The organism is Flavobacterium sp. TAB 87 (assembly GCF_001529295.1).
Taxonomy (GTDB): domain Bacteria; phylum Bacteroidota; class Bacteroidia; order Flavobacteriales; family Flavobacteriaceae; genus Flavobacterium.
In genome coordinates this window covers 69297-93889 of the sequence record NZ_LLWK01000036.1, presented here as the reverse complement: position 1 = coordinate 93889, position 24593 = coordinate 69297, and the positions used below count along the sequence as shown (strand labels likewise).

General features: G+C 33.3%; 24 protein-coding genes and 1 pseudogene. 13 read left to right on the top strand and 12 right to left on the bottom strand.

Annotated elements, in window-relative coordinates; all coding sequences use genetic code 11:
• Window positions 1-104: 104 nt before the first annotated feature.
• The 6 genes from rimK (at window position 105) to AP058_RS08390 (ending at window position 6791) form a co-directional block, all read left to right on the top strand.
• A complete protein-coding gene (gene rimK, locus AP058_RS08415; protein WP_066309155.1) occupies window positions 105-1475 on the top strand; it encodes a 30S ribosomal protein S6--L-glutamate ligase in 1371 nt (456 codons plus the stop codon).
• Between the two features lie 88 nt (window positions 1476-1563).
• Complete coding sequence (locus AP058_RS08410) at window positions 1564-2088, top strand: hypothetical protein (RefSeq protein ID WP_066309153.1); 525 nt, start codon at window positions 1564-1566, stop codon at window positions 2086-2088.
• A gap of 43 nt (window positions 2089-2131) precedes the next feature.
• The gene (locus tag AP058_RS08405) at window positions 2132-2593 is read left to right on the top strand and encodes a nuclear transport factor 2 family protein (protein ID WP_066309152.1); all 462 of its coding nucleotides are present in this window, start codon (window positions 2132-2134) and stop codon (window positions 2591-2593) included.
• A gap of 273 nt (window positions 2594-2866) precedes the next feature.
• Entirely contained in the window at window positions 2867-4609 is a 1743-nt protein-coding gene (locus AP058_RS08400) for an APC family permease (protein WP_066309147.1), read from the top strand.
• A 47-nt stretch (window positions 4610-4656) separates the two neighbouring features.
• Window positions 4657-5553, top strand: coding sequence for a mechanosensitive ion channel family protein (locus AP058_RS08395; RefSeq protein WP_197413394.1), 897 nt, complete (start codon window positions 4657-4659; stop codon window positions 5551-5553).
• Between the two features lie 5 nt (window positions 5554-5558).
• Window positions 5559-6791 (top strand): sodium:proton antiporter, encoded by a 1233-nt coding sequence (locus AP058_RS08390; protein ID WP_066309143.1) that lies wholly within the window; start codon window positions 5559-5561, stop codon window positions 6789-6791.
• Window positions 6792-6851: 60 nt separating this feature from the next.
• Here the strand turns inward: AP058_RS08390 and AP058_RS08385 are convergent, their stop codons facing one another.
• On the bottom strand, window positions 6852-8339 hold the full coding sequence (locus tag AP058_RS08385) for an aminotransferase class V-fold PLP-dependent enzyme (RefSeq protein WP_066309141.1): 1488 nt from the start codon (window positions 8337-8339) through the stop codon (window positions 6852-6854).
• Window positions 8340-8748: 409 nt separating this feature from the next.
• Here AP058_RS08385 and msrA point away from each other — a divergent pair, with 409 nt between their 5' ends.
• Window positions 8749-9279: a peptide-methionine (S)-S-oxide reductase MsrA gene (msrA, locus tag AP058_RS08380; protein WP_066309140.1), complete on the top strand. Its 531-nt coding sequence runs from the start codon at window positions 8749-8751 to the stop codon at window positions 9277-9279.
• Between the two features lie 5 nt (window positions 9280-9284).
• Window positions 9285-10853 carry a YdiU family protein gene (locus AP058_RS08375; RefSeq protein ID WP_066309138.1) on the top strand — a complete coding sequence of 523 codons (1569 nt, stop codon included), beginning with the start codon at window positions 9285-9287 and terminating at the stop codon, window positions 10851-10853.
• A 61-nt stretch (window positions 10854-10914) separates the two neighbouring features.
• Here AP058_RS08375 and AP058_RS08370 read toward each other — a convergent pair whose 3' ends face one another.
• The 6 genes from AP058_RS08370 to AP058_RS08350 form a co-directional block, all read right to left on the bottom strand.
• Window positions 10915-12378, bottom strand: a complete 1464-nt coding sequence (locus AP058_RS08370) for a magnesium chelatase (RefSeq protein ID WP_066309136.1) — start codon at window positions 12376-12378, stop codon at window positions 10915-10917.
• Between the two features lie 111 nt (window positions 12379-12489).
• Entirely contained in the window at window positions 12490-13608 is a 1119-nt protein-coding gene (locus AP058_RS08365) for a VWA domain-containing protein (RefSeq protein ID WP_066309133.1), read from the bottom strand.
• A 94-nt stretch (window positions 13609-13702) separates the two neighbouring features.
• Window positions 13703-14095, bottom strand: coding sequence for a YchJ family protein (locus AP058_RS08360; RefSeq protein WP_066309131.1), 393 nt, complete (start codon window positions 14093-14095; stop codon window positions 13703-13705).
• The gene (locus AP058_RS08355; protein WP_066309127.1) at window positions 14082-14303 is read right to left on the bottom strand and encodes a hypothetical protein; all 222 of its coding nucleotides are present in this window, start codon (window positions 14301-14303) and stop codon (window positions 14082-14084) included. The genes AP058_RS08360 and AP058_RS08355 overlap by 14 nt, the downstream gene beginning before the upstream one ends.
• 10 nt (window positions 14304-14313) lie before the next feature.
• The gene (locus tag AP058_RS16880; RefSeq protein WP_157492658.1) at window positions 14314-14466 is read right to left on the bottom strand and encodes a hypothetical protein; all 153 of its coding nucleotides are present in this window, start codon (window positions 14464-14466) and stop codon (window positions 14314-14316) included.
• Window positions 14466-15008 (bottom strand): hypothetical protein, encoded by a 543-nt coding sequence (locus AP058_RS08350; protein WP_066309126.1) that lies wholly within the window; start codon window positions 15006-15008, stop codon window positions 14466-14468. The genes AP058_RS16880 and AP058_RS08350 overlap by 1 nt, the downstream gene beginning before the upstream one ends.
• A gap of 85 nt (window positions 15009-15093) precedes the next feature.
• Here AP058_RS08350 and AP058_RS08345 point away from each other — a divergent pair, with 85 nt between their 5' ends.
• From AP058_RS08345 to AP058_RS08325, 5 genes and pseudogenes are all read left to right on the top strand, one after another.
• Window positions 15094-15342: a hypothetical protein gene (locus AP058_RS08345; RefSeq protein ID WP_066309124.1), complete on the top strand. Its 249-nt coding sequence runs from the start codon at window positions 15094-15096 to the stop codon at window positions 15340-15342.
• Window positions 15343-15495: 153 nt separating this feature from the next.
• A complete protein-coding gene (locus tag AP058_RS08340) occupies window positions 15496-15936 on the top strand; it encodes a KTSC domain-containing protein (protein WP_066309123.1) in 441 nt (146 codons plus the stop codon).
• Window positions 15937-16182: 246 nt separating this feature from the next.
• Window positions 16183-16944, top strand: a complete 762-nt coding sequence (locus AP058_RS08335) for a DUF4369 domain-containing protein (protein WP_066309122.1) — start codon at window positions 16183-16185, stop codon at window positions 16942-16944.
• Window positions 16945-16962: 18 nt separating this feature from the next.
• A pseudogene (locus AP058_RS08330) lies at window positions 16963-17349 on the top strand (peroxiredoxin family protein); the annotation flags it as partial.
• Window positions 17350-17433: 84 nt separating this feature from the next.
• Window positions 17434-18003, top strand: a complete 570-nt coding sequence (locus AP058_RS08325) for a pentapeptide repeat-containing protein (RefSeq protein WP_066309119.1) — start codon at window positions 17434-17436, stop codon at window positions 18001-18003.
• Here AP058_RS08325 and AP058_RS08320 read toward each other — a convergent pair.
• The 5 genes from AP058_RS08320 to AP058_RS08300 are packed head-to-tail and all read right to left on the bottom strand — an operon-like array spanning window position 18000 to window position 24559.
• Window positions 18000-18566, bottom strand: coding sequence for a chemotaxis protein CheB (locus AP058_RS08320; RefSeq protein ID WP_231739603.1), 567 nt, complete (start codon window positions 18564-18566; stop codon window positions 18000-18002). The genes AP058_RS08325 and AP058_RS08320 overlap by 4 nt on opposite strands.
• Window positions 18563-19372 carry a protein-glutamate O-methyltransferase CheR gene (locus tag AP058_RS08315; protein WP_066309116.1) on the bottom strand — a complete coding sequence of 270 codons (810 nt, stop codon included), beginning with the start codon at window positions 19370-19372 and terminating at the stop codon, window positions 18563-18565. The genes AP058_RS08320 and AP058_RS08315 overlap by 4 nt, the downstream gene beginning before the upstream one ends.
• Before the next feature lies 1 nt (window position 19373).
• Window positions 19374-19739, bottom strand: a complete 366-nt coding sequence (locus tag AP058_RS08310; RefSeq protein ID WP_066309115.1) for a response regulator — start codon at window positions 19737-19739, stop codon at window positions 19374-19376.
• 14 nt (window positions 19740-19753) lie between these two features.
• Window positions 19754-23314, bottom strand: a complete 3561-nt coding sequence (locus AP058_RS08305) for a response regulator (protein ID WP_066309110.1) — start codon at window positions 23312-23314, stop codon at window positions 19754-19756.
• Window positions 23315-23335: 21 nt separating this feature from the next.
• Window positions 23336-24559 (bottom strand): response regulator, encoded by a 1224-nt coding sequence (locus AP058_RS08300; RefSeq protein ID WP_066309109.1) that lies wholly within the window; start codon window positions 24557-24559, stop codon window positions 23336-23338.
• Window positions 24560-24593 lie beyond the last annotated feature (34 nt).

Sequence of the window (24593 nt, the reverse complement as noted above, 5' to 3'; positions counted from 1 at the left end):
TTGTGTTTTTATAACATAACGGGGGTTTTCTTTCATCAAAAACTGTTATTTATTAAAAAGTAATAGCTACTTTTGATATAAAAACTAAGTAAAACATATAGCTTATGCTACAAAATAAAGTTATCGTTGGTAGTGAAGAATGGTGTTCGTTTCCTGATTTAGGAATTCCTACGATAAAAGCTCGTGTAGATTCGGGAGCTAAAACATCGGCTTTACACGCAGTTAACATTGCGCCTTTTATAAAAAATGATGCTAATTGGGTGAAATTTGACATCAATCCAATTCAAAATAATAGTAAAACAATCATTCATTGCGAAGCTCCATTGGTAGACAAAAGGATCGTTAAAAGTTCTAGTGGTTACCGTGAGCAAAGATATGTAATACAAACTATTGTAGAAATTGGCAGCACCAAATGGCCTATTGAAATGACGCTTACCAATCGAGATTCTATGGGATTTCGAATGCTTTTAGGTAGAGAAGCCATGAGCGGAAGAATTTTGGTTGATCCTGAACAAAAATATCTTTTGGGACAACCGACGACCGAAAGTCTAAAAGAATTATATAAAAATTCTGAAAAAGCAAAATCTGGTTTACGAATCGGTTTGTTAGCGAGTAATCCGGAGTTATACAGCAATAAACGCATCATGGAAGCGGGCGAAATGCGCGGACACGAAATGCATTTTTTGAATATCAAAGAATGTTACATGAAGTTAGATGCTAAAAAACCGGAGATACATTATCGTGGCGGAATTATCTTGAATCAATTTGATGCTATTATCCCACGCATTCGACCAAGTATGACCTTTTACGGCTGCGCTTTAACAAGACAGTTTGAAGCATTAAAGGTATTTTGTTTGAACTCCGCTTCAGCAATCACACAGTCTAGAGATAAATTATACTCTTTACAATTATTACTAAATCACGGTGTTGAAATTCCAACTACAGGATTTGCTAATTCTCCTTTGGATACTGATAATTTAATAAAAATGGTTGGCGGCTCTCCACTGATTGTAAAATTATTAGAGGGAACACAAGGCAAAGGTGTTGTTTTGGCTGAGACAAAAAAAGCAGCAGAAAGCGTTATTAACGCATTTAAAAGTTTAAATGCGAATATATTAGTGCAAGAATTCATTAAAGAAGCCAACGGAAAAGATATTCGTTGTTTTGTAATTGATGGAAAAGTTGTTGCTGCTATTCAGCGAGAAGCGATGCCTGGCGAATTTAGAGCAAATATTCACCTCGGTGGAACAGCTTCTATTATTAAAGTAACGGCTGAAGAAAAGCGTATTGCGATAAAAGCTACCAAAGCAATGGATTTAAAAGTAGCAGGTGTTGATATTATTCGTTCGGCAAAAGGTCCATTGTTATTAGAGGTAAACTCCTCTCCTGGTCTAGAAGGAATTGAGGGAGCCACTAATAAGGATGTGGCGGGAGAAATGATAAAAGCGATAGAAAAGAATTTTAAGCTGATATAATTAAATACTACAAAAGCCAGTTAAACCTAAAAATTTAACTGGCTTTCTTATTTTCAAAAAATACTATCAACCTATAAATATTTATATCATGATCTCAAAAAATTATACAGTTCTTCTCCTGTTTTTTATTGTACTTTTTTGCAATGCACAAGAATCTATTAAATATAAAAGCAATAGTTACAGCGCAACTCCAAATTGGGAATTCATTTGTAACAGTTATGTATTAAGTGGAGCAATAAATATTCAAATTGCAAGTACAGAAACTGGTGGTATTTTAAAATTAGCTGTAAAAACTACTGACGAAAACTTTATTATTTCTGGAAATGTTTATGTGGACTTAAAAGACGTGTCGTTTATTCTTTGTACAGACAAAAATTATCGAGAATATACGAATGGACAAGCAATCACTTACTATAATTTTACTGTTGCAGAGATGAAACGTCTGAAAACTACTAATATTCAGGACATTCGTTTTAATATTAGCGGCAAGAAAAACACGTTCAGTAATCAAGTTGGAAATTTTACAGCAATTAATAAATCGACGTATTTTTCGACGATATATCACAATACTAATAAAATTTTTGAAACCGCTGCCGCAATCAGTTTATTGTAAAAAATAGATAAAGAAAATTCAACGAAATAAATTAAGCTTAGATATGAATGCTAACGAAAATACAATTAGCGATTTTTACCATGCTTTTAAAAATGGAGATGCTGCAAAGATGGCTTCATTTTACCATCCAGAAATTCAATTTAGAGATCCCGTTTTTGGACTGTTAAAAGCAGAAGAAGTTTTAAAGATGTGGCAAATGCTTTTCTCAAAAAATGGAGGAACAGTAAAGATTGAGGTATCAAAAATTAAAGCCGATGACTTTTTAGGTACGGCTCGTTGGGTAACTACTTATAATTTTAAGAAAAGCAATCGAAAAGTTGTGAATATAGTATCTGCAGAATTTCTTTTTAAAGATGGCCTTATCATTAAGCATACCGATTCATTTGATATGTGGCATTGGGCTCAACAAGCTTTTGGCTTTAAAGGTTTTATGTTAGGATGGACTGGTTTTTTTCAAAAAAAGGTTCAAGAAGAAGCTTTGCGATTACTGCATAATTACAAGTAAAATTGCTGAAATAAAAAACATAATAGTAAATAGTCGAAAATTCACGGTTAAAAACTCATTGTTTACGAATTCTTCTTCCCCATTATTAGATCTAAGTCTACAGCTGTATTTGCTTCAAATTATTTTTAAATAGTGCTTTAAAGTTTTTTACGATTTTTTGTTAAAGCCGATAAATAAAAGTAAATTTATAATACTGCTAAAAAAAAGAACTTCAATAAGAGCTATTTTTTACAATTAATCTCGACATCAACAAAATCTCAACTGTCTTTCTAAATGAAAAAAGTTTTACACAAAAAATTAAACGAACTGCAATCTACTGCAATTTCTGGAAATGACATTAGTTCTTCTTGTTTATATGTTTCATCATTAACATTATTATATGCTGGGCAGTATGCTTGGATTTCATTGCTGGTAGTTGGTATTGTTTTATTTATGTTCAGAAAAATCTATGGAGAAGTTGTAGGTGCTATTCCGCTAAACGGTGGAGCTTACAATGTACTTTTAAATACATCTACAAAAAGATTAGCTTCTATGGCGGCTACTCTTACAGTACTTTCCTATATGGCGACAGCAGTAATTTCGGCTTCAGAAGGAATGCATTATTTACACGGAATATTTGAAGGACTGAACGTCACGGTAGCCACAATTATAGTATTGATTGTTTTTACATTGTTAACTATTTTAGGAATTGGAGAGTCGGCGATAGTGGCGGTAGTTATCTTTATCACACATTTAGCGTCCTTAACGCTATTAGTATTAGCATCTGTTTGGTTTATTTTTAATTCTGGTTTAGATACTTTTCACATCAATTGGGCCATGCCAGTTAGTTCTGGTTCCATTATGTCTGCATTATTTTTAGGTTTTTCTGCAGCAATGTTAGGAATATCTGGTTTTGAAAGTTCTGCCAATTTTGTAGAAGAGCAAGAACAAGGTGTTTTCCCGAAGACCTTGCGTAATATGTGGGCCATTGTAAGTTTTTTTAATCCCGTTATAGCATTATTATTAATCTGTATTATTCCGCTTGCTGAAGTTGGCGAACATAAAGAATCGTTATTGGCTTACTTAGGACATATGACAGGTGGTTCGTGGTTAGCAGGTCTAATTGCTGTCGATGCTGCTCTTGTTTTATGTGGTGCTGTTTTAACCTCTTTTGTTGGAGTTTCAGGTTTGCTAAATCGCATGACTTTGGACCGTATTCTGCCAAATTATTTTTTAAAGCAAAATAAACGTGGCTCTAATTACCGTATTATTATAAGTTTTTTAGTGTTGTGTTTATCCGTTTTATTCGCAACAAACGGACATATTGAGTCGTTAGCAGGTGTTTATACATTTTCCTTTTTAGCCGTAATGATCTTGTTTGGTCTCGGAAATTTATTGTTGAAATTTAAACGTAAAAGGTTGCCAAGACCAGAAAGAGCAAGAGGCATTGTGGTCGTAATTGCTGTAAGTTTCATTGCTGCAGCATTTCTTGGTAATATGGAACTGAATATTGATTCCTTCTATATCTTTATAAAATACCTTATCCCAGCCTTAGTATTTGTATCTATTATGCTTAACCGTACCATTCTTATTCAGTTTTTAATTGATGCGTTACAATATTTTTATCAGCCTTTGCGAAAAATGGTGGTTTTAAGCAATCGATACTTATCAAAAATGCATCTTAAAATTAACTCTCAAGAATTTGTTTTTTTTACCAAAGGAGACGATATCGCAGTGTTGAATAAAGTAATGCAATATGTTCAAGGAAATGAAACTACTAAAAAATTAAAAGTTGTTAATGTAAATACAGATGGTGTTTCAAATACTTTATTAATAGCTGATATAAAGGTCTTAGACAGAGCTTATCCTGAAATTGATATTGAGTTCATCGAAATGCAAGGTGTTTTTGGACCAGAAATTATCACTGAACTATCGGAGAAATGGGGAATTCCTAAAAACTTTATGTTCATTGGTTCACCTGGAGACAAGTTCTCTTACCGTGTTTCAGAATTAGGTGGAGTTCGTTTAATTATGTAAGTAGATACAACTAACTACGAACTATTAATTTATATTAATCAACTATTATGGAGAAGGAAATTAATGATTTTTTATATGATCCAACAGTTGGTAAAATAGTAACCTTTTGTATTGGAGTCGGTTTGATCTGGATTTTGATAAAGTGGTTGCAAAACCGTTTGTTCACAAAAATTAAAGACAACGATAATAAGTATCGTGCAAATAAACTTAGTAGTTTTATTGGTTACTTTTTAACTATTGTTTTACTGACGGTTATTTTTAGTGATAGACTTGGAGGTTTAACTGTCGCTTTTGGAGTTGCTGGAGCTGGAATAGCTTTCGCGCTGCAAGAAGTAATTGCTTCTTTTGCCGGTTGGTTAGCCATTCTTTTTGGCAACTTTTACAAATCGGGTGATCGCGTGCAACTAGGCGGAATAAAAGGAGACGTAATGGATATCGGTGTGTTACGAACAACATTAATGGAAACTGGCGAATGGGTTGACGGCGATCTATATAACGGTCGTATTGTTTTGATCGCTAATAGTTACGTTTTTAAAGAGCCTGTTTTTAACTACTCTGGTGATTTTCCTTTTTTATGGGATGAAATTAAAATCCCAGTTCAGTTTGGAAGCAATTATGATAGAGCTGAAAGTATTATTCTTAATGCAGGTAAAACCGTTGCTGGTGACTTGTCTCAAGCGTCAAAAGACAACTGGAAAAAGCTTCAGAATATTTATAGATTAGAAGATGCACAGACAGAATCCATGGTTTCTTTAATTTTTAATGACAATTGGGTAGAATATACCTTACGCTATGTTGTAGAATATAAAAAACGTCGAGTGACCAAGACGCAATTATTCAAAAAAATATTGATTGATATTGAAGCTACGAATGGTGAAATAAAATTAGCGTCAGCTACTTTCCAATTAGTAGAAGGTTCAGAGCTTAAAGTGAAAAACACCTAAGCGCCATGGATTTATTTCACTTATTTTCAGTGCTCATTGTCCTATCTGCATTATTCTCTTTCATCAATTTCAGATATTTAAAGTTGCCCAACGCTATAGGTTTAATGTTGGTCTCTTTACTTTTTTCTTTTGTTATTTTAATCGCTGGAAATTATTTTCCTGTCTTTAAAAATGATATTGTGGAAAGGATGAACAGCATTAATTTTAGCGAATTAGTATTAGAAGGAATGTTGAGTTTTTTACTATTTGCAGGTGCTATTCACATCAAAATTGAAGATCTTAGAAACGAAAAACTAACTGTTTTATTATTTTCGACCATTAGTGTTTTAATAAGTACGATGGTTATTGGAATAAGTGCGTATTATGTACTCAACTTAATGGGAATTGAAGTGACATTAGTACATTCAATGCTATTTGGTTCTCTAATTTCACCTACAGATCCTATTGCAGTTTTAAGCATATTAAAAAGTGCTGGAGTTTCTAAATCATTAGAAACAAAAATTGCAGGAGAGTCATTATTTAATGATGGTGTTGCTGTAGTTATTTTTCTAACAATTTTAAATATTGCTAAACCAGGAGCAACTGTTACTTTTGAAAGTGTTGCCCAACTGTTTGTTCACGAAGCAATTGGTGGTCTGATTTTAGGAGCAATTATTGGTTATGCCGGTTACAAATTAATTGCCAGTATTGATAATTACCAAGTCGAAGTTTTATTGACTCTAGCTATAGTAATGGGTGGCTATACTTTAGCTCATTTTACACATGTGTCTGGCCCTTTGGCCATGGTTGTTGCGGGCTTAATTACAGGAAATAAAAGTAAAAAGAAAGGAATGTCAGATACCACTGCTGAATATGTGGATAAATTTTGGGAACTTATCGACGCCATTTTAAACGCAGTTTTATTTGTTTTAATTGGCTTAGAATTATTGGTAATTCAAATTAATAAGTTGGTATTAATTGCGGCTTTATTTATATTGGTAATTACGCTAATCACAAGATATATTTCGGTCTATATTCCTTCAATTGCCGTTCGCTTTAAAGAAAAAATGGACAACAATACTTTAATGATTTTAACTTGGGGCGGACTGCGAGGCGGCATATCAATTGCCTTAGCGCTTTCCATCGCACCAGAGTATGATAAAGATGTTTGGGTAACCATTACATACGTAATCGTGTGTTTCTCCATACTAATACAAGGAACAACTATTGGCTCTTTCGCGAAGAAAATTCAAAATTGATGAAGTATAAAAAAAGAGCATTTTTAAGGTGCTCTTTTTTATATCAATACTTTAAAATTCTTAAGAATTAAACCATCCTGCAACTAAATTTTCTTCAAAATCAGTCGCTCTTTTATGAATAAATTCATTAGTATTTTTGTTATATAAATAATCTAGTGTCCATTCTTTGTGGTTAGCAGCCATAGATTGGATACTTTCACAAACATAAGCGATCTCTGCATTTGTAGTAGTTGGATGAATAGACATACGAATCCACCCTGGCTTTTTAAGCAAATCGCCTATCCCAATTTCATCAACTAATTTATTCGAAGTTTCTTGATCCACATGCAATAAAAAGTGGCCATAAGTACCTGCGCAACTGCATCCGCCTCTGGTTTGAATTCCGAACTTATCGTTTAATAATTTTACGCCTAAATTAAAATGTAAATCATCTACAAAGAAAGAAATTACTCCCAAGCGCTCTTCATGTTGTGCCGCTAAAATCTTAATATTCTCTACCGATTTTAATTCATCAAAAACATAATTAACAATTTCATGTTCTCTTTCTAAAATGTTCTCGATTCCCATTTCTTCTTTCAGCTCAATAGCCAAAGCTGTTTTGATCACTTGTAAGAATCCAGGAGTTCCGCCATCTTCACGTTCTTCGATATTATCAATATACTTGTGTGCGCCCCACGGATTGGTCCAACTTACGGTTCCTCCACCTGGACAATCGGGAATCATATTTTTATATAATTTTTTATTAAATATTAATACGCCAGAAGTACCAGGACCACCTAAAAATTTATGCGGAGAAAAGAAAATAGCATCCAAATAAGCTTCCGGATCTTCAGGGTGCATATTCATTTCAACATAAGGTCCAGAACAGGCAAAATCTACAAAACAAATGCCGTTGTGCTGGTGCATTAATTTGGCAACTTCATGAAAGGGAGTTTGTAAGCCCGTTACATTTGAACATGCGGTAACAGACGCGATTTTGAAAGGGCGCTCTTTATGCTTTTCTAATAATATTTTGAGATTCTCTAAGTTAAATAAACCTTGGGCACACGAAGGAATAATTTCGACATCGGCGATCGTCTCTAACCACGTAGTTTGATTGGAGTGATGTTCCATGTGAGAAATAAAAACAATTGGTCTAATTTCTTCGGGAACAGTAGTATATTTCTTTAAATTTTCTGGAACTTTTAATCCTAAAATTCGTTGAAATTTATTAACCACGCCCGTCATACCAGATCCATCTGTAATTAAAACATCATCTTGGTTAGCGTTAGCATGTCTTTTAATGATAGTTCTTGCATGATTATATGCCTTGGTCATCGCGGTTCCAGAGACCGTTGTTTCAGTATGCGTATTTGCAACAAAAGGACCAAATTGATTCAATAATTTTTCTTCAATGGGTCTGTACAATCGTCCACTAGCTGTCCAGTCGGTATAAATTATTTGCTTTTTTCCGTACGGAGAAACAAATTCTTGATCAATACCTATTATATTGGTACGAAATTTTTTGAAATAGGTTTCTAAATTGGTATCTATAGCTGTATTGTTCATGTTGTAGTGCTCTTAGAGTACAAATATATCTCTTTTTTACAAAATTGTGAATTTATCAATTATAAACTTTAAATACTTTGATCCATTTTTAATTTATTAAAGAAAATCATGTTTTATAAATAATATAATAATTTACCCTATAAAATTTATAGGGTGATTCTAATTAAACTTAGTTTCTTCTAATTCTCATCTTGGTCGACTTTAAAGCTTTTGCAATCAAAATAGTACACTTACATTTTTGGTTAATTCCCTACAGGATATTAGTATTTGATTATTCAGTTTAGTATATAAACAACTTGCCTTTAATAAATTAACTTTTATAATTCAATTAACGTAATTTATGGCTAATTCCGATCAAATAGTTTTAAATTTGAAGTAGCAGTAGTTTAAAATACTTAAAAAATATCTTATGAAAAATCAAGAAGTTGCTACTTTTGGCGGCGGTTGTTTTTGGTGTATCGAAGCAATTATCCAACGTCTAAAAGGCATTATATCAATACAATCAGGTTACGCAGGAGGATTTATTAAGAATCCTCCTTATCGAGAAGTGTGTAGTGGTCGAACGGGACACGCAGAAGTAATTCAAGTTACATTTGATCCAGAAATTATTTCTTACAAAGAAATAATTTTTGTCTTTTTAACCTCGCACGATCCAACAACATTGAACCAACAAGGCGCCGATCGAGGAACGCAGTACCGTTCTATAATTTTGTATCATGATAAAGAACAACAGCAAATTGTAAACGAATTGTTTGACACACTTAAACCTATTTTTGAACAACCAATTGTGACTGAATTAACGCCACTAGAGGTTTTTTATGAAGCCGAAGAAGAACATCAAAACTACTACAATAACAATAGAGAAGCTGGTTATTGTACTATGGTTATCGACCCTAAGATTCAGAAATTAAAGAAAATGTACATTGATAAACTAGCATAATAATCATGATACATTTAAAAACTCATAATCGTTTTACAGCTGAATTACCTGCAGATCCCGAAGACACAAATGAAACGAGACAAGTAAAAAACACTTGCTTCTCGTACGTTTTACCTAGAATTCCGTCAAATCCAACTTTAGTTCATGCTTCTGAAGAAGTAAGCAGTTTAATTGGGTTAGATTTAGCGGACTTACAATCGCAGGAATTTTTAAATATTTTTTCTGGTAAAGAGGTTTTATCTCACGCTAAGTCGTATGCGATGTGTTACGCTGGTCATCAATTTGGAAACTGGGCCGGACAATTGGGTGACGGAAGAGCAATAAACTTGACTGAAGTTGAGCATGACAACAAATCCTTTACGCTGCAACTTAAGGGTGCAGGTAAAACACCCTATTCACGAACTGCAGATGGATTGGCAGTTTTACGCTCTTCTGTTAGAGAATATCTATGTGCCGAGGCAATGTTTCATTTGGGTGTTCCAACAACTCGTTCGCTTTCGCTAATGCTTTCTGGTGATTCTGTTTTGAGAGATATGTTGTACGATGGAAATGCAGAATATGAAAAAGGTGCTATTGTTTCTCGTGTTGCACCGTCGTTTATTAGATTTGGAAATTTTGAAATGTTAGCAGCTCGAAATGAGTTGACAAATTTAAAGCAGTTAACCGATTTCACTATTAAATATTATTTTCCTGAAATAAAAGGAGATTCAAAGCAAAGTTACATTCAGTTCTTTCAATTCGTTGCAGATAGCACTCGAAAAATGATTTTAGAATGGCAGCGTGTCGGCTTTGTTCATGGAGTTATGAATACCGATAACATGTCCATTCATGGAATAACAATTGATTATGGACCATATGGATGGTTGGAAGATTACGATCCAAATTGGACTCCAAATACTACCGATCGTCAAAATAAACGGTATCGTTTTGGAAATCAACCTAGCGTTGCACAATGGAATTTATACCAGTTGGCAAATTCTTTATTTCCGTTAATTAATGATGCGGCTCCTCTAGAAAAAGTATTAGAGTCGTTTTTAGAAGATTATCAGTCCGAATACAAAGTAATGATGTTTAGTAAATTAGGTTTATTTACATCAAGTGAGGATTCTTCTAAATTTATAAAAAATTTAGAGGATAATTTACAGTTATCAGAAACGGATATGACGATTTTTTTCAGAAATTTAAATCGGATTAGCAAAACGGATTCGGTTAATGAATGTTTTGAAGTCATAAGAGATTCTTTTTACAAACCAGAAGAAATAAAAGAAAGGATTCTCGAATCTTGGTTGAGCTGGTTTGCTGAATATTTAACTTTCCTACAATCTGAAACCCTTTCTGATGCGGAAAGGATTTTAAAAATGAATCTAATCAATCCGAAATATGTGTTACGCAATTACATGTCGCAATTGAGTATTGATGCTGCAGATCAAGGCGATTACTCATTAATTGCTGAATTATTTAACGTATTGAGAAAACCGTATGAAGAACAACCCGAATTTGAAAAATGGTTTGCCAAACGTCCCGATTGGGCACGATCTAAAGTAGGATGCTCGATGTTGTCTTGCAGCTCTTAAAAATAACATAAAAAAAAGCGAGGAATTTGACTCCCTCGCTTTTTTTATAAATTCTAAAGTATTACAATTTACTAATGTAACTTCCGTACATGTCTTTGAACTCGTATCCCTGCGCAAAACGATCTTTGCTCAATTTTTTATATTCTACTAATGCCCATAGTACAAATTCCTTCATAAAATATAATTCTTTTTCATCCAATTTTGATTGATATTTTTTAAGTAGAGCAGATAAAGGCGAAACGTCGTCCAATACTTTTTGATACTCTTCATCTGTAGCATCATCTAAAAGCTCAAATCCACTTTCTGTAAAAAACCATTCTACAATATCAGTATACGGTGTTTTTGCATCTGGTCGTTCTAGTTTTTCAATTTTTGGAAAGTACACTGGAAAAAGTGTTTGAATAGCAGAACCAATTAAGTGCTGTGCTACCGTGGCTGCTCCCTCCTGCTCTCCTTCATAAACTAATTCTACTTTTCCTGTTATTGCTGGAATTATTCCCATAAAATCAGACAATCGCAATGTAGTATGATCTGCACCTGCTTTTAACGCTCGACGTTCAGCAGTACTTAATAAATTTTCAAAAGCAGTAATACTCAAACGGGCACTTACGCCGCTTTTATTATCAATGTATTCGCTATCTCTAGCTTCAAAACTAATTTGCTCTAATAAATCTTTAGCTAGATTTGGAACATATACTACTTCGCTTTGGTGTTTGTCTAATTTGGCCTCTTGTTCTGTAATGGTCCGTGCAATTGCAATACTTTCAGGATAATGGGTCAAAATTTGAGACCCAATTCTATCTTTCAACGGTGTTACTATACTTCCTCTATTGGTGTAATCTTCTGGGTTAGCTGTAAATACAAACTGCATATCCAGAGGCATGCGCAATTTAAAACCACGAATTTGAATATCTCCTTCTTGTAAAATATTAAACAAAGCCACTTGAATTCGCGCTTGTAAATCGGGTAGCTCATTAATTACAAAGATGCAACGATTGGCACGCGGAATCATTCCGAAGTGAATCACGCGGTCATCTGCATATGATAGTTTAAGATTGGCTGCTTTAATAGGATCGACATCCCCAATTAAATCAGCAACAGTTACATCTGGAGTAGCTAATTTTTCAGAAAAACGTTCTGAGCGATGCAGCCACTTAATAGGAGTCTCATCCCCTTTTTCTTCAATTAAATTTTTAGCAAATCTCGAAATTGGATGAAACGGATCGTCGTTTATTTCTGAACCCTCAACATAAGGTATGTATTCATCTAACAAGTCAATCATTTTTCGAGCTAACCGTGTCTTTGCTTGGCCGCGAAGTCCTAATAAGTTAATGTTATGCCTTGATAAAATAGCGCGTTCCAGTTCTGGAATAACAGTATTTTCAAAGCCATGAACTCCTTCAAAAGCTGATTTACCAGTTTTGATTTTTTCGCGCAAGTTGTAACGTAATTCATCTTTAATAGATTGGCTTTTATATCCTGATTGTTTTAGTTCGCCGAATGTATTTATGTTTTCTATTTTCATATTTTACTTTATATTAAAGATTGAAAAATTTGATAAATTTAAGATTTCAATATTTATTTTTATTTACAATTATTTTATCCTAACTTTTGTATTTAAGTAAGTTAAGTAACATTACTTAATCTTTTTCTTTCTATTGGTTTCGTAATCTTCAAATATCATTTCTCCCAAACCTTTTAATCCGGTGTAAAATGCTTTTCCTTGGTTTGCTTCTGTAAAATGATTCACAAAACGTTGCAAGTATGGATCTTGAGCGATCATAAAAGTGGTAATCGGTATATGTAATTTTCGAGCTTGTTGCGCCTGATTGTAGCATTTGTCAACAATGTATTCATCTAAACCATTACTGTTCATATAATACGAACCATCGCGTTCTCTTACGCAACTTGGTTTACCATCAGTAATCATAAAAATTTGTTTATTTGTATTTCTTTTACGACGCAAAATATCCATTGCCAACTGCAAACCTGCAACAGTATTGGTGTGATACGGTCCCACTTTTAAATACGGTAAATCTTTAATAGCAATAGTCCACGCATCGTTACCGAAAACGAGAATATCTAAGGTGTCTTTGGGATAACGAGTCGTAATTAATTCGGCCAGTGCCATCGCTACCTTTTTGGCAGGGGTAATTCGATCTTCACCATATAAAATCATGCTGTGCGAAATATCAATCATAAGTACGGTACTCATTTGCGATTTATACTGCGCATCTTCAACCACGAGATCATTTTCAGTTAGTTTAAAACCGTCCATACCATTATTGATCTGGGCATTTTTCAAACTTTCAGTTAAAGAAATTCGCTCTAAACCATCACCAAAATGAAATTCTCTAAATTCGCCCGTATGTTCGTCTCCACTTCCCGAATATTTCGTTTTGTGGTTTCCAGATCCAGAACGTTTTAGATTACCAAAAATTTGATCTAAAGCTTGTTGTCTAATAGCGCGTTCTGTTTTAGCGGTGATTCCAATTCCGCTTGTTCCGTCCTCTTTCAGTTCGTCTTTGATGTAGCCTTTTTTCTTCAAATCTTCAATAAAATCATCGATAGTATAATTCTCATCGGTCAATTTATATTCGACATCCAGTTCGCGAAGCCAACTAATTGCTTCGTCAAAATCACCCGAAGTATGGGTAATTAACTCCTTGAAAATACCAAAAAGCTTTTCAAACGGAGACTGGAAAGGTGCCTCATATGTTTTAAAATAAAAACCTTTTTTGTGTTCGTTTTTCATACTTCTAAAATTACTTCATTTAGATTGAGTTAAAAAAGAACGTTTACTAATTTTTAGTTAAAAGAAAAGCAATTTTGAATTACAATAAAATCGTTTATTCGCCTTTTAAAAAGTACCATTGTGCGTTTTCCATTATAAAAGTAGAAAATTCATGGTGGATTTGCTTTACCTGATTTTCATCAGTGTAGAAGGCTTTAAATTCTACGGTATTTTCGGTGAATTTTATGATCTCCAACGAAATCCATTCATTGGCAGTTGACCATTCTAAAATAGCTTCCTTTGAATAATTTTTTCTTTCAGAGCCATAGGTGGTTTTCATAAGATAATCTGCATTATGAGAGGCAAATGCAGAATACCTCGAACGCATTAATGCTAAAGCAGTAGGAGCTTTTTTATTAGTATGGTACAAACCGCAACATTGTTCATATAATAAACCGGTGTCGCAGTAACATGTTTTCTGTCGCGTAAATAGATTATTCGGCTGCATTTATTTTTTGGTGCAATTGATTGAGTAAAACTTGATATTTACTAATTTCTCTTAGATCTTCATCTTCTTCAGCAAAATCAAGTAATTCGTCTAAGTCTTCACTTACTTCGACCAATTTATTATTCGCCGTCTTTAAATCTTTAGTAGCAATTAAGTCAATAATTTCTTGTACTGTTTCTTTTAAGGCTGAGAATTTATCGTTTTCCATATATTTAAAATTAATTTTCTGTTGTATTAGTGTCTTCGTTGTGCTTTTTAACAATCTGTTTCAGCATTTCTTTACGATCTGCTGCTGCTTTTTTGACTTTATCTTGCGCTTTGTGCAGTTTGTCGTTGTGTTTTTTAATATTTCTTTCGTTATTTCTACCCATTATATTTCTCGTTTTATATCTTCTAAAGTTTTTTGTGTAAAAATAAGCTCGTTTATTATTTGGGTACGCAATTCTTGAATGTCATCATAGTCAAAATATTTTGCCCAAGAAGTCAATTGCTGTAAGTTCCGAATTTGTTTGATTCGCTTAGTGGTTTCAAAAGTGGTTCGTAAAATTGCTTTATTATCATAAGCTGAGTTATTTTTATGCTGATACGTGACCGTATTATTTAGCAGATCAGCTTCGATATAATAGAGTCTATCTCCGTTGTTATCAGGAAAAAAAGAAGTCCATTTGGCAAAACCAATTTTATATTTAGAATCTGTTTCTGGATCTAAAGCGATTAACCTCCATTTACTATTGGCTAATCGCCCCCAATGATTTGATTGCCGATACATTCCTTCTTCGGTGTAATAATAAGCACTTCCTGCTTTACTTTCAAACTGAATTTTTAGACCGTTTATTTCGTCAATTAAAACTTCATTAAAAATACAAAAGGTATTTTTGAAGGAGTTTGGACTGGGTCTGAAATTTTTTTGCATGTGCAAATATAATTAGAATGCTTTAAAACAAACGTGCAATCTCAAAATGATTACCTTTGCTCCTTCATTCTAAAATACAAAAACAATGTCGAAAGAGATAGATCCAAAAATGCTGAAAAAAGGAATTTACACTGGAATTCTAGAGCAAGATGAAAATAATAATTTTTTTTGTGGCGAATTCTTATTGGATTATAAAGTGGCAGCATCGAATTTTAAATTAGGTGATGTAATTACAATTAAGACCGTTATAGAGAACCCAAGCGACATTAGCTATAATAAATATCCAAAAAAATCTAGAAATTTTGATAAGGCTAATATGAAGCCAGAGCAATAAAACGTAGTACTTAAAGTTTTAAGTGATAGAAATAACCGAATATATTTTGGCTCTATTCTGAAAAGTTAAAAAAAAGTGTACCTTTGCAAAAAATTTGTCGATTTGAACTAAAACAGTTCATTTTTAAATACAGACAAGTAGTTATCTTTATTTATGAAAAAAATTGTTGAATACCGCAAGTTACTAAACGTAGAAAAAACGGCTGAATTAAAAGATTTAAAAAAGATCTATCGTGATGCGATGAAAGAATCTCATCCTGATAAATTTCAAGGAGACGCTGCAGGTTTAAAAGATGCAGAAGATAAAAGTAAAGCTATTATCGAAGCATACCACTTTTTGGTAAGTATTAATCCTGAAACGATTAAAGCAAATTTACCAGAATATACAGAGACGATTGCAACGGCAACAATTAAAGATTATAAATTTGTTGAAGGTCGTTTAATTATTGATTTTTCTAACGGAAGTGTTTACGAATACATAAGTGTTCCAAAAGCAACGTACGTAAAAATGGTCAATGCAGATTCGCCAGGTCGTTTTGCTAAAAGACACATTTTGAATAGCTTTACTTGGAGAAAAAAGATCAACCAAGACTAAAGTTTAGTTCGTATAATCATACAAGAAACACTCATTTTATGGGTGTTTTTTTTTGAATGACAATTTAAATTATACATTTTCGCTTGCCGTATAAGCAAAAAATGACTTTAAACCTTTGTTAAGTTATTCAAAAACAAATACTTAAAAAGTACTGAAACTATAACAAAAATTTAGGTTTCAAAAATTTTTCTACTTTGTATTTTTAGATACATTTGCTCTATAAAATCAATTAACTAATTTATTATAATGAAAAAAACTATTTTATTCTTATCGCTTGTCCTAGCCGTTGTTTCTTGCAGCAAAGTTGGTAAAGGCGAATACATAATTTCAGGTACTGCTACAGGAGTAGAAAACGGAAAAACAGTTATTTTACAAACACAAGATCCGGTTACGAAAGCAATTTTAAACTTAGATACTGTAAAAGTTGAAAATGGTAAATTTGAGATTAAAGGTAAAGTTACAGAACCAGCTTTTCACGTTTTAAATTTTGAAAGTTTAAACGGACAAGTACCTTTTATCCTTGAAAGCGGTGAAATTAACATCGTAGTTAACAAAGACAGCATTCATAAATCTAAAATTTCTGGTACTTACAACAATGATGAGTATGTGAAATTTAATGATGAGATGATGGTGCTTCAAAAGAAAGCCAATGATTTTCAAAAGAAAAACATGGAAGTAATGCAAAAAGCACAACAATCTCAAGATACTGCGACTATCAACGGATTGATGAAAGACTTCATGAAAATACAAGAAGAATCAGCTACACAATCTAAAGCAAAATATGCTGGATATGCTGAGTCTCATCCAAAATCATTTATCAGTGTATTAATTATTCAAAGTATGTTAAACGATCCATCAGCTGACGTTGCTACTATTGAGAAACTATACAATGGATTGGATGAATCTATTAAAAACACTAAACCAGGTACTGCTGTTAAAACAAGTATCGGTCAAATGAAAATGCCTGCTGTTGGTGCTTCTGCTCCAGCTGTTGGTAGCCCTCAATGAAGAGCAGATTTTTCTGCTCCTAATCCGGAGGGAAAAATAGTATCGCTTAAAGAAAGTTTAGGTAAAGTAACAATTGTTGATTTTTGGGCATCATGGTGTGGACCATGCAGACAAGAAAATCCTAATGTTGTTGCAATATATAACGATTTGCATAAAAAGGGTCTTAACATTATCGGTGTTTCTTTAGATAAAGATGCTGCAAAATGGAAAGAAGCTATTGCAAAAGATAAACTTACTTGGACACACGTTTCAAATTTAAAGTTTTGGGATGAACCAATTGCTGCTCAATATGGTGTACAATCTATTCCTGCAACTTTTATATTAGATGCATCAGGAAAGGTAGTTGCAACAGATTTACGAGGCGATGCTCTTAGAGCTAAAATTGAAGAATTGTTAGCAAAGTAATTTTTTAAGATTTTATATAAAAATGTTGGAGCGAAAGTTCCAACATTTTTTTTATGCAAATTTCAGTATACAAAAACAAAAGCCATGTCTGAATATATTGTTGACCAAAACTATAGCGATATTACTTATAACGAGGAAGATTTAAATTTTAAAGAATTTGAAGGCTGTACATTCCATAATTGTAATTTTTCTTCTTGTAGTTTTAAAGCTTTAAGCTTTATTGATTGTGTATTTGATCGGTGCGTTTTTAATGAAGCCAGAGTGAATCACGTTTCATTTAAAACGGTTACTTTTAAAAATTGTCATATTGTAGATGTTAATTTTGCTATGTGTGACCGCATTATTTTTGAAGTACATTTTGAAAATTCTACTCTAGATTTTTCGAAATTTTATAGTTTAAACCTAAGTAATGCCACTTTTTTTAAGTGTAGCTTAGTTGCAGTCGATTTTATGGATACTAATTTATCCAGTTTAGCATTTAACCACTGTGATTTGTATCGCGCCGAATTTAGAAAAGCAAATGCCTCGAAAGCAGATTTTAGCACGAGTTACAACTTTACAATTGATCCAGGAAAGACAAAGCTTAAGAAAGCATTATTTGCGAGAAGTGAAGTAAAAGGATTGCTTTTTAAGCACGATATTATTGTTAGTTAAAGATTTGAATTTAAAAAATTAATAATCTCATCTTCGTCGAAGACAAAGTCGGGATCAGAATTTTTCATTGCAAAATCTGGCATATAAGGTATTTCGGCAGTTTCTGGTTTTTGCACGATAGTGATACCTCCTTGTTTTTGGATAATTTGTAAACCAATAGTACCATCTGCGTTCGCTCCAGAAAGTAAAATGCCTACTAATTCTTGTTTGAACATATAAGCCGCCGATTCAAAAGAAACATCAATACTTGGACGACTGTAATTTACTTTTTCTGAAGCGTCTAATGCAATTGTATTTTTATCTTCAAACAACAAGTGATAATCAGAAGGTGCTACATAAATGACGCCAGGTTCAATTAGTAATTTATCTTCAACATACTGTAATGGAATAAACGTTTTAAAAGCGATTAAGTCTTCTAAAATTGTATCAGCTGTATTTTTACGATGTACAACAATTACGATAGCAAATGGAATAGGAAGCTGTATCTGCGGAAGTATTTTAATCAATACTTGCAAACTACCTGCAGAACCTCCCATTATTAACAATTTACATCGTGATCTCATTGTGTTTTTTTCCAAATTTTCTCTTTCCGGAGCTGTTGAAATTTACTATCTCCTAAAGTATATTTAATAGTTTCTTTAGAACCTAAAGCCAAATAACCTAAAACTGCTAGGCTATCATCAAACAATTTTATAGCTCTTGATTGCAAATTGTTATCAAAATAAATCAACACGTTCCTACATAAAATCAAATCAAATTCGTTGAACGAGTTGTCTGAAACCAAACTGTGTTGCGAGAAAACCATTTTTTCTGACAAATCAGAATCAAATTTTGCAATATTAAAATTAGCACTGTAGTACGAAGAAAAATCTTCTTGACCTCCAGAGGCTAAATAATTCTCCGAATATTGTTTCATCATTCGCAAAGGAAAAACGCCTTTCTTTGCGGTTTCTAAGACACTTGCGTTGATGTCTGTTGCGTATAAAAGTGATTTATGCAACAAGCCTGCTTCTTTAAGCAGTATAGCCATCGAAAAAACTTCTTCTCCCGTCGAACAGCCCGCATGCCAAACTCTAATAAACGGTTTGGTTGCCAGCAACGGAATTACTTCTTTTCTTAAAACAGAAAAAAAAGAAGGATCGCGAAACATTTCAGTAACATTTACCGTAATTTCTTCGACCATTCGTTTATAATAATTCTCATCTGAACGAATTCTGTATAAAAATTCATGAAAGTGACTGAAGCCATCCATTTGATAAAGCCTGTCCACACGTCTTTTTAAGGAAGCTTTTGAGTAGCTTCCAAAGTCAAATCCATAATGTTCATACACGTCATTAATGAGTCCTTCTAACTCTATATCTTCTATCATTTTAAATCGTATCTAAGGCAGCGAGCATTTTATCTACATCAATTGGTTTCGAAATATAGTCGTCTGCTCCTGCTGCTAAACATTTTTCTTTGTCACCAACCATTGCTTGAGCCGTTACTGCTATAAGCAAAACATCTTTTCTAGCCGGTATTTTTTTGATTAATGGAATTGCTTCATAACCGTCCATTTCGGGCATCATCATGTCGATTAATATCGCATCAAATACATCTTCTGATTCTAATTTTTTCAATGCTTCTTCTGCACTTAAACAAGAAATACATTCGAATGATTTCGCACGTAATGTAGCCGTCAATGCGAATATGTTTCTTGGATCGTCATCAATAATTAAAATTCTCTTTTTAGTCATTTTGTAACAAATAGTTAGTTAATTTTATCGTATAACCATACTCTCAATAACGAAAGCAATTGATCGATGTCTACAGGTTTGGTTATGTAATCTGAAGCGCCCGATTTAATGCATTTTTCTCGATCTCCTGTCATTGCCTTTGCTGTCACAGCAATTACAGGCAGTTTTTTGAAGTGCGATTTCTTACGAATTTGTTCTGCTGTTTCGTAGCCATCCATATTTGGCATCATCATATCAAGTAATACAATATCAACGTCTGGATGTTCTTCTAACATTTGTAAAGCTTCTTTGCCGTCAATTGCGCTAATACAATTCATTTTAAAAACCTCTAGCGATTTAGTTAATGAATAAATATTTCGTACATCGTCATCAACGATTAATACTTTTTTACCATTCAGAATATTATTCAATAAATTTAATTTTTTAGCAACTTTCGAGCTGTCTTTATTTTCTTCTACCAAATGCAAGAATAAAGACACTTCATCTAGCATTCTTTGGTACGAATGGGCTGTTTTTACAATAATTGAATCCGCATATTTTTTAATTTTCACTTCTTCCTTCATCGACAAACTCTTTCCTGTAAAAACAATAACAGGTAAATTTTCCAATCCAGGTGTTTTCTTCAAACCTTCTAAAATATCGTAGGCTTGCTTGTCCGGTATTCCCATGTCTAGAATTACACATTCTACGTCTGGATCTTTTAAAGCGTTCACTCCATCTCCTATTTCACTTTTAATCTCGGAGTTGATGTTGTATGTTTCTAAGAAATAAGCCAATGCTTGCGCATGCTGCGGATTATCTTCAATAATTAAAACTTTTTGAAATTCTTTATTGATAATTTGCTCTATTTTTTCAAAAACCGAAGGAATACTTTCAAATGCAACCGGTTTGTGCAAGAAATTAACAGCGCCTTTTAGTAAACTTTCCTGCTTCAATTTATGTGAAGACATAATATGAACTGGAATCGGACGGGTTTGCACATTTCCTTTTAATTCTTCCATCACTTCCCAACCGCTTTTCATAGGTAATTCTACGTCTAACAAAATTCCGATTGGTCGATAAATTAATGCATAATTAAGAGCGTAATCACCTCGAACAGCTACAACTCCTTTATAACCTTGATCGCGTGTAAATTTTAATAACGATTTAGCAAAATTAATATCGTCTTCGACAATTAATATTACCTTGTCTGTTGGAATTAAGTTTTCTCTGTCATCTGCTATTTCACTTGGAATTACGGTACTTAAGTACTTTCTTTCAAAGGGCTTATCAGCTGTTGAAATAACTATCTCTTTTTCAGTTAGTTTAACTTTTTTCTTCTTTTTTGGTCCTTTATCTCCATAAACTGGTAAACACAAAGTAAATTCACTTCCTTGATTAACAGTACTTTTTAGTTTAATTTCTCCTTTTAATAGTTTAGTCAATTCACGGCTAATCGATAATCCTAAACCAGTTCCTCCGTATTTACGTTTGGTAGAACCATCTGCTTGTTGAAAAGCCTCAAAAATCAAAGGTTGTTTGGCAAGCGGAATTCCAATTCCACTATCGGTAACAACAAAGCAAATTGTTTTTTTATTAGTTGGATCTACTTTAATTTCAAATGTAACCAGACCTTTTGCGGTAAACTTGATAGCATTTGAAATTAAGTTTTTAAGAATTTGCTCTAAACGCATTTTGTCAGTTCTAATAACAGCAGGCGCTTCGTCAACATTAATCTCAAAACCTATACTTTTTTCTTTGGCTACTTCAGAAAATAAGTTCTTCATGGTGTTCGCAATTTCTTGAGTAGAAACTTCTAAGAACTCCAGTTCCATTTTACCAGCTTCAATTTTAGAAAGATCTAAAATCTCGTCAATCAAGCCCAGCAATCCATCTCCTGAGCTTTGAATCACTTTTGCAAATTCAATTTGTTCCTCATTCATATTGTCATCATTATTTTCAGACAACAAACGACTCAGTAATAATATTGAATTTAAAGGAGTACGCAACTCATGAGACATATTTGCTAGAAACTCCGACTTGTAACGTGTGGTAATCTCTAAATCCTCTGATTTTTTTTGAATTTCACTGTTTTTCTCTTCTAATAAAACACTTCTTTCTGCCAACTCTTCATTGGTTTGTTGCAGCTCTTCTTGTTGCACGCGCAATTCTTCTTCAGATGCTTGTAACTTTTCAGTTTGTGCTTCTAATTCTGCATTTATAGCTTCCATTTCGCTATGCTGAATGCGCAATTCTTCCGATTGTGCCTGAGTTTCCTCTAATAGATCACTTAAGCGCTTGCGATTCATTGTAGATCGCAACCCAATACCAATATTGTTGGCTACTTCATTCAAAAATTCGAGTTCTATATCAGTATATCCATTAATACTTGCTAATTCAATAACTCCTTCAATTTTGTTATCTCTAACAGGAAAAGCAACAATATGTTTTGGTTTAATTTTACCTAACGCATATGAAATTTGAATGGCACTATCGTCAATCACTTTAAGTTCAAGCAATTTATTTGATACGGCAGCTTGACCAATCAATCCTTCGCCTACTTTAAATTTTTGACGCTCTGGAGTTGCGATATGACTGTAACCTGAAGTTGCATGCAAAACATTTCCTTCTAATAAATATAATACGCCAGCGCTGCTATTGGTATAAACGGCAAGAAATTTAATAATATCATCAGACAACGGATCAATTAATTTTTCTCCCAGCATCACCATATTTAATTCGGCCATACCAACTTGCAACCATTCTTTATCACCTAATAACTTAAAGGAGGTAGCTAAAGATTTACCCATATTATTAAGAGAAGTGCTTACGCTACCTAACGTATCGCTTTTACTCTCTTCTACTTCAATTTCATAATCTCCTTCGGCAATTTGTGTCGCTACTTTGCTAATTGTTTCAATTCGCAACGCAGTTTCCTCTTCTTTTTTCTGAAGTTCTTTTTGCAATTCAAGTCTTTGCTCGTAATCTTTTAAAATACGAATTAAAAATATAACACTAATAAAAAGTGCAATAGCAAAGGCGATAATAATTAATAATGAACTGTATTTCCCATATTCTTCAGAATTTTCGATTCGATCAATTAAAAGACCTTGTTCTTCGCTCTCGATGCGCTTTACGAATCCTTTAATTTTAGCCATTAATTCTTGACCAGCATCCAGATCGTAAGCTAAAAACTCTGCTCCATTTTTTTTCTCTATAATCTTTCGATTTAAAAAGCGGAAATACTGGTCTCTTAATGGTTTCAACTGCAGTAAACGTTTCTGTTGTGCAGGATTGTCTAGCGTTAATTCTTCAACAACGTTAAAAAACGAGTCTACCTTACTCTCATTTAATTCGTGGTCCTTTAAAAAAGAAGTTTTACCTGAAACTAAGTAACCTCGCATGCTGGTTTGTGATTCGAGCATTAGCGAATTTCCCTCATTCAAGTTGTAAATTATATCTTGAGTGCGATTGACTAGATTATTACTATTTAATAGGCTTCGAATACTAATAAACGAAGCAGTTGAACTAATCAATAATATGAGTACTGATACTGCCGAGCTTATTAAAACGTTTCTTCTAAAATTTCCGTTCATGAATTTTGGGGATAAGTGGTATTATAAAACTATTTCGTCATTCAAAGGTAAAATAATTACAAAAGTTGCTCCTTCGTCTAACGCACTTTTTGCAGTTATGAGACCGTTGTGTTTTTCAATTATTTTTTTTGCAATCGCTAATCCAATTCCAGTTCCTTCGTAGGCGCTACGATCGTTTAAACTCTGAAAAATCATAAAAATACGATCAATATAACTTTCGTCAAAACCAATGCCGTTGTCTTTTACTTCTAATCTGCAATACCTTCCATTTTCAGAAACGGCACTTTCAAAAGATTTTTCCGCAATGATTTCAGCAGTTATTGTAATTAAAGGAGCTTGATCTTTCTTTGCGAATTTTAGAGAGTTACCGATAAGGTTTTGAAAAACTTGTCGCATTTGACTCGGAATAACTGTAAGTGTTGGCAAGTCGTCAATTTGAAGCACCGCTTGTTTAGAATCAATTAAATAGTCAAAGTCTGTAACCACTTCATCTACAATTGAGTTAAGATCGGTTTCTTCTGGAGGAACGTTGGAGGATAAGCGCGAATATTCTAGTAAATCAGTAATTAAGTTTTGCATTCTTTCGGCAGATCGAATGGTTCTGTCAATGTAATCAAGTGATTTTTCCTCCTTAACTAAAAATTTTTCTTTTATTATTTTAATGAAAATCTGAATTTTTCGAACGGGCTCTTTTAAATCATGCGAAACAACCCAAGAAAATTGCTGCAATTCATGATTACGCATCTCTAATTCTTCATTTTTTAAAACTAGTTCTTTGGTTCTCGCACTCACCATTTTCTCTAGATTTGCTTGGTCTTTTTTACGAATTTCAATTTCTTTTGACAGCAAATCACGGACTATTTTTAGTTCATTTTGTTGGTTGTAAATTTTCAAAAAAGTTTTGACTTTCAAGATCAATAAGTCCGGATCAACGGGTTTAGTTATATATTCTACTCCACCGGTTTCATATCCTTTTGATATGAATTTTTTTTGCTTGTTGACTGCAGATAAAAATATGACGGGAATATCTTTGGTTTTTTGATTTCCGGCCAAAATTTCTGCTACTTCAAAACCGTCCATAGTTGGCATTTGCACATCCATAATGATTACAGAATACTCGGTTTTTAAAATTTTTCTCAACGCTTCCTCTCCTGATGTAGCCGTTTCGACTTCAAGATTGTTCAGTTCAAGAATTTTTTTTAGGGCGATTATGTTTGCCTCTATATCGTCAACAATTAAAATCATAATTAGATGGGAGCTGTTTTCAGATGAATGATGT

Bases quoted from the DNA above. Each gene is read 5' to 3' on its own strand.
- AP058_RS08325 (WP_066309119.1), top strand. From the start codon at position 17,434: ATGTCTGAATATATTGTTGACCAAAACTATAGCGATATTACTTATAAC.
- AP058_RS08345 (WP_066309124.1), top strand. From the start codon at position 15,094: ATGTCGAAAGAGATAGATCCAAAAATGCTGAAAAAAGGAATTTACACT.
- AP058_RS08395 (WP_197413394.1), top strand. From the start codon at position 4,657: ATGGAGAAGGAAATTAATGATTTTTTATATGATCCAACAGTTGGTAAA.
- AP058_RS08305 (WP_066309110.1), bottom strand. From the start codon at position 23,314: ATGAACGGAAATTTTAGAAGAAACGTTTTAATAAGCTCGGCAGTATCA.
- msrA (WP_066309140.1), top strand. From the start codon at position 8,749: ATGAAAAATCAAGAAGTTGCTACTTTTGGCGGCGGTTGTTTTTGGTGT.
- AP058_RS08405 (WP_066309152.1), top strand. From the start codon at position 2,132: ATGAATGCTAACGAAAATACAATTAGCGATTTTTACCATGCTTTTAAA.
- AP058_RS08350 (WP_066309126.1), bottom strand. From the start codon at position 15,008: ATGCAAAAAAATTTCAGACCCAGTCCAAACTCCTTCAAAAATACCTTT.
- AP058_RS16880 (WP_157492658.1), bottom strand. From the start codon at position 14,466: ATGGGTAGAAATAACGAAAGAAATATTAAAAAACACAACGACAAACTG.
- rimK (WP_066309155.1), top strand. From the start codon at position 105: ATGCTACAAAATAAAGTTATCGTTGGTAGTGAAGAATGGTGTTCGTTT.
- AP058_RS08335 (WP_066309122.1), top strand. From the start codon at position 16,183: ATGAAAAAAACTATTTTATTCTTATCGCTTGTCCTAGCCGTTGTTTCT.
- AP058_RS08340 (WP_066309123.1), top strand. From the start codon at position 15,496: ATGAAAAAAATTGTTGAATACCGCAAGTTACTAAACGTAGAAAAAACG.
- AP058_RS08385 (WP_066309141.1), bottom strand. From the start codon at position 8,339: ATGAACAATACAGCTATAGATACCAATTTAGAAACCTATTTCAAAAAA.
- AP058_RS08400 (WP_066309147.1), top strand. From the start codon at position 2,867: ATGAAAAAAGTTTTACACAAAAAATTAAACGAACTGCAATCTACTGCA.
- AP058_RS08360 (WP_066309131.1), bottom strand. From the start codon at position 14,095: ATGCAGCCGAATAATCTATTTACGCGACAGAAAACATGTTACTGCGAC.
- AP058_RS08375 (WP_066309138.1), top strand. From the start codon at position 9,285: ATGATACATTTAAAAACTCATAATCGTTTTACAGCTGAATTACCTGCA.
- AP058_RS08390 (WP_066309143.1), top strand. From the start codon at position 5,559: ATGGATTTATTTCACTTATTTTCAGTGCTCATTGTCCTATCTGCATTA.
- AP058_RS08310 (WP_066309115.1), bottom strand. From the start codon at position 19,739: ATGACTAAAAAGAGAATTTTAATTATTGATGACGATCCAAGAAACATA.
- AP058_RS08365 (WP_066309133.1), bottom strand. From the start codon at position 13,608: ATGAAAAACGAACACAAAAAAGGTTTTTATTTTAAAACATATGAGGCA.
- AP058_RS08300 (WP_066309109.1), bottom strand. From the start codon at position 24,559: ATGATTTTAATTGTTGACGATATAGAGGCAAACATAATCGCCCTAAAA.
- AP058_RS08410 (WP_066309153.1), top strand. From the start codon at position 1,564: ATGATCTCAAAAAATTATACAGTTCTTCTCCTGTTTTTTATTGTACTT.
- AP058_RS08355 (WP_066309127.1), bottom strand. From the start codon at position 14,303: ATGGAAAACGATAAATTCTCAGCCTTAAAAGAAACAGTACAAGAAATT.
- AP058_RS08315 (WP_066309116.1), bottom strand. From the start codon at position 19,372: ATGATAGAAGATATAGAGTTAGAAGGACTCATTAATGACGTGTATGAA.
- AP058_RS08320 (WP_231739603.1), bottom strand. From the start codon at position 18,566: ATGAGATCACGATGTAAATTGTTAATAATGGGAGGTTCTGCAGGTAGT.
- AP058_RS08370 (WP_066309136.1), bottom strand. From the start codon at position 12,378: ATGAAAATAGAAAACATAAATACATTCGGCGAACTAAAACAATCAGGA.